Origin of the sequence: Nocardiopsis protaetiae (assembly GCF_045446735.1) — a bacterium.
GTDB lineage: Bacteria > Actinomycetota > Actinomycetes > Streptosporangiales > Streptosporangiaceae > Nocardiopsis > Nocardiopsis protaetiae.
The window spans coordinates 1-4273 of sequence record NZ_JBJJBV010000411.1 but is presented as its reverse complement, the minus strand read 5'-3'; the positions used below and the strand labels follow the sequence as shown (position 1 = coordinate 4273).

The window sequence follows — 4273 nt, the reverse complement described above, 5'->3', positions numbered from 1 at the left end:
CACCGCCGCGCCCCCGCCGGCGAACCCGTACCGCCCGGTGGCGACCCCGGCGCGCACCCCGCTGCGGCGGGTGCCGCCGGGCCGCCGCCACGCCCCGCTGGAGGGGCACCGCACCCCGGGGGAGGTGCACCTGCTGGCGCAGCAGGTGGCGGAGGTCCTGGCCGGGCGGCGCACCCCCGAGGCGATGCGGGACCGGGTCGGGACGGGGGTGCGCGAACAGCTGCGGCGGCTGCGCGGCGCGCTGCCGTGCCGGTCGGCGCCCCGGCTGGAGCGGGTCTTCCACCAGCGGGTGGGCGAGGGCCTGGAGGCGAGCGCGGTGATCGCCTGCGACCTGCGGGCACGGGTGTTCGCGTTCCGGGCCCGGCGCCGGGACGGGGTGTGGATCTGCACGGACCTGGAGACCGACGGATCGCTGCTCCGACCGATGCCGTAAATGCCCTGGATATTCCCTGGAGTGCGCGGATAGGGTCCGTCAGGGGCGGGACCCGCCCCTGACGGACACGGCCGACCGCATCCCCACGGTCGCGCCCGGAACGCGGTGGACCCGAACGCCGGGGCCGCCGCCCGACGAGCGAGGAGGGGCGCCCCCGGGCCCCGCGCCGGGGCGCCGACAGTCGTATGAAACCCACTGACATCGTTCACCTGCACACCGTCGGCGCGCCGACCCTGTCCCCCGACGGCTCGCGCGCGGTGTTCTCCGTGGTCCGCCCCGACCTGGAGGAGGACGCCTACCTCGGGTCGCTGTGGTCGGTGCCCACCGACGGCTCGGCCGCCCCGACCCGGCTGACCCGCGGCGACCGGGACCGGTCGCCGGTGTTCTCCCCCGACGGCCGCTGGATCGCATTCCTGCGCCCGGACGAGGACAAGCGGCCGCAGATCCACGTCCTGCCCGCCGACGGCGGCGAGGCCTGGAAGGTCTCCGCGCACCCGCTGGGCGCGGGGACCCCGGTGTGGAGCCCGGACTCGACCCGGGTGGCGTACACGGCGCGGATCCCCGAGGAGAAGCGGTACGTGGACGGCGAGCCCGCCAAGGAGCCGCCGCGCCGGATCACCCGCCTCAAGCACAAGCTGGACGGCATCGGCTACCTCAACGACCGGCCCGAGCACGTGTTCGTGTCGGCGCCGATCGACCCGGCCGGGGAGGCGGGGGAGCCGGTGCAGGTCACCGAGGGCGCCTTCGACCACACCGGGGTGGCCTGGCGCCCGGACGGCGGCGAGCTGGTGTTCGCCGCGGCTCGCCACGAGACCCACGACACCGACCTGGTGGAGGACCTGTGGGCGGCGGCGCCGGAGGCCGGGGCCGAACCGCGGCGGGTCACGGACGGGACCCTGGGCGCCTGGGCCCCGGCGTACTCCGAGGACGGGTCGACGGTGTTCTTCGTCGGCGACCGGCTGGGCGAGGACCTGCGCGACTTCTTCGCCCAGACCACGGCGGTGTGGTCGGTGCCCGCGGACGGCTCGGCCGCCCCGACCCGGCTCACCCCGGAGGACGACCCGCGCATCGTCGGCACCCTGGCGGTGACCGCGGAGGGCGTGCTGGCCACCGCCGACCGGCGCGGGGCGGTGGACCTGCTGCTGGTGCCGTTCGGGGGCGGGGAGCCCGCGGAGGTGCTGGCCGGCAAGGCGCAGGTGCAGGCGTTCGACACGGCGGCCGGGGTGACCGTGGCCGTGGTGGCCGACGGGCGCAGCAGCGGCGAACTGGTGGTGGTGGCGCCGGAGGGCGCCCGCCCGCTGACGTCGCTGGCGTCCGGTGTGGACCCGCTGCCGGTGACGGAGCTGGTGGCGCACACCGCCGACGGTTACCCGGTGCACGGGTGGGTGGCCGTCCCCGAGGGCGAGGGCCCGCACCCGGTGCTGCTGATGATCCACGGCGGGCCCTTCGCGCCCTACGGCCACCAGGTCTTCGACGAGACGCAGGTGTACGCGGCGGCCGGGTACGCGGTGGTGCTGTGCAACCCGCGCGGCTCCTCGGGGTACGGGTACGAGCACGGCCGGGCGATCATCGGCGCGGTGGGCGAGGTGAGCTCCACCGACCTGCTGGCGTTCCTGGACGAGGCGCTCAAGGACGAGCGGCTGGACGCCTCCCGGGTGGGGGTGCTGGGCGGCTCGCACGGCGGGTTCATGACGACGTGGATGGCGGGCAACCACGGCGACCGGTTCCGGGCGGCGATCAGCGAGCGGGCGGTCAACGCGATCGACAGCTTCACCGGCTCCTCCGACATCGGGTCGCTGTTCCCCGAGCCGCTGTACGGGCCGCCGGAGACCTGGGCGAAGCAGAGCCCGCTCACCTACGCGGACCGGATCGACATCCCGGTGCTGATCATCCACTCGGAGGAGGACTGGCGGTGCCCGGTGGAGCAGGCCCAGCGCCTGTTCGTGGCGCTCAAGTCGCGCGGGGCCGAGACGGAGATGCTGCTGTTCCCGGGCGAGGGGCACGAGCTGTCGCGGTCGGGGCTGCCCAGCCACCGGGTGGCGCGGTTCGAGGCGATCCTGGACTGGTGGTCGCGTCACCTGTGAGCAGCCGGTGGGCCGCCGGTGAGCGACCGGTGGGGCGCCGGTGACGGTCGGGGCGGGGGAGGACCGCCTCCCCCGCCCGCGGTTCGCATGATGCACGTCACATTTCCGGGTGCTTTGACCTTGTTTTGGTGTTATCTCATCGGGCATAGAAAAGGCCCGTTTCCGCGCATGGGCGGGCTCTGTCGCATGTGCGGAGCAACCCCGCAGGTCGCACGGTTGCCCAAGGAAAAGTAACGAAAGGGTCGCATCCGGTCCGGGTGGTGGATTACTGTTCCCTCAGACCGGGTCGCCCCCGTGAGTCGCCACCAGGGCGACGGCGCCCGGTACCGCCGCACTCCGCTCGCTCCGAGTCCTTTTCCCAGGAGCGGAGGCCGCCGCAGAACGCCCGGCGCCCGCGCGATCCCTCGCGCCCCCGCCGCCGGGACCCCCTCGCTCCCGCATCCCCCGCACGCCCCTTCGGCGTGCCCTCGGGATGCCCTGCGCCGGTAGGCGGGTGTGGGAGGAAGGCAGTCGGTCCCTTGACTCGCAACCCTGTCACCGGTGGTGCCCGCCGCCGCTTCGCGACGGTCGGCTTCGCCGCGCTGGGCGCGGTCGTGCTCTCGTCCGGCGTCGCCGCCGCCGAGCCCACCGCGGAGGAGGCCCAGGAGAGGTACGAGCAGCTCCAGGAGGAGCTGTCGGGGCTCAACGAGGCCTTCAACCAGGCCGAGGAGGACCACGAGACGGCCCAGGCCGAGCTGGAGGAGCTCCAGGAGCGCCTGACCGAGGCCGAGGACGAGCTGGAGGAGATGTCCGGCAAGGTCGCCGGGATCGCCCAGGTCGCCTACACCGGTTCGCCCTACAGCATGTTCACCGTGCTGTTCGGCGGCTCCCCCGACGCCGCGCTGCAGAACGTCGCCGACCTGGACTTCCTCTCCGAGGGCCAGCAGGACGTGCTGTCGGGGTACATCGAGGAGGTCGAGCTCGGCGAGCGGCTGCACGCCGAGGCCGCCGAGACCGAGGAGAAGGCCGCCCAGGCCCTGGACGAGGCCGAGGCCGCCCAGGGCCGGGGCGAGGAGGCCCTGGAGGAGCAGGCCGAGGTGCTGGAGACCCTGGGCGGGGTCGACCCCACGTCGGTGGAGGTCGCCGGCTCCGGAGGCGGCGGGACCGAGGTGGCCGCCTCGGGCGACGTGCAGGCGGTCCTGGACTTCGCCCGCGCCCAGATCGGCAAGCCCTACATCTGGGGCGGGACCGGTCCCGACGGATACGACTGCTCGGGGCTGGTGCAGGCCGCCTGGGCCCAGGCCGGGGTGAGCCTGCCGCGCACCACCTACGACCAGGTCAACGCCGGGACGCGGATCTCCCGCGACCAGGTGCAGCCCGGCGACCTGCTGTTCTTCTACAGCGAGTCGGCGCCCAGCCACGTCGGCATCTACTCCGGCAACGGCAGGATGATCCACGGCTCCAACCCGTCCAAGCCACTGGAGGAGGTGTCCCTGGCCGCCTACTGGGACGGTGTGTTCACGGGCGCCGTCCGGGTCGGCTGACCGGCCGCGTATCCTTTTGCGCCATGGGACGTCTTCTGCTCAGGATCGCCGCCGGTGTCGCGGCCGCGATGGTGCTCCTGTGGGTGCTGTCGCTGCTGGTGGGCCTGCTGGTGTGGCTGCTGATGATCACGCTGGTGGTCGGCCTGGCGGTGCTGGGCGCGGCGATGGTCCGGGGGCAGCGGAACCGCTGACGCCCCCTCCCGAATTCGGAACAGCGTGCGCGGGCGCCCCGC

4 protein-coding genes are annotated in these 4273 nt (G+C 74.2%); all 4 read left to right on the top strand.

What is annotated here, in order from left to right; all coding sequences use genetic code 11:
* The coding region (locus ACJOT3_RS32965; protein WP_406977048.1) for an Rv3235 family protein at positions 1-433 on the top strand (433 nt) is incomplete at its 5' end.
* A gap of 185 nt (positions 434-618) precedes the next feature.
* Positions 619-2517: a S9 family peptidase gene (locus ACJOT3_RS32960; RefSeq protein ID WP_406977047.1), complete on the top strand. Its 1899-nt coding sequence runs from the start codon at positions 619-621 to the stop codon at positions 2515-2517.
* 518 nt (positions 2518-3035) lie between these two features.
* Positions 3036-4040 carry a C40 family peptidase gene (locus ACJOT3_RS32955; RefSeq protein ID WP_406977046.1) on the top strand — a complete coding sequence of 335 codons (1005 nt, stop codon included), beginning with the start codon at positions 3036-3038 and terminating at the stop codon, positions 4038-4040.
* Positions 4041-4063: 23 nt separating this feature from the next.
* The gene (locus ACJOT3_RS32950; RefSeq protein WP_406977045.1) at positions 4064-4231 is read left to right on the top strand and encodes a hypothetical protein; all 168 of its coding nucleotides are present in this window, start codon (positions 4064-4066) and stop codon (positions 4229-4231) included.
* Positions 4232-4273 lie beyond the last annotated feature (42 nt).

Coding starts and splice junctions, on each gene's coding strand:
- ACJOT3_RS32960 (WP_406977047.1), top strand. CDS start 619: ATGAAACCCACTGACATCGTTCACCTGCACACCGTCGGCGCGCCGACC.
- ACJOT3_RS32950 (WP_406977045.1), top strand. CDS start 4,064: ATGGGACGTCTTCTGCTCAGGATCGCCGCCGGTGTCGCGGCCGCGATG.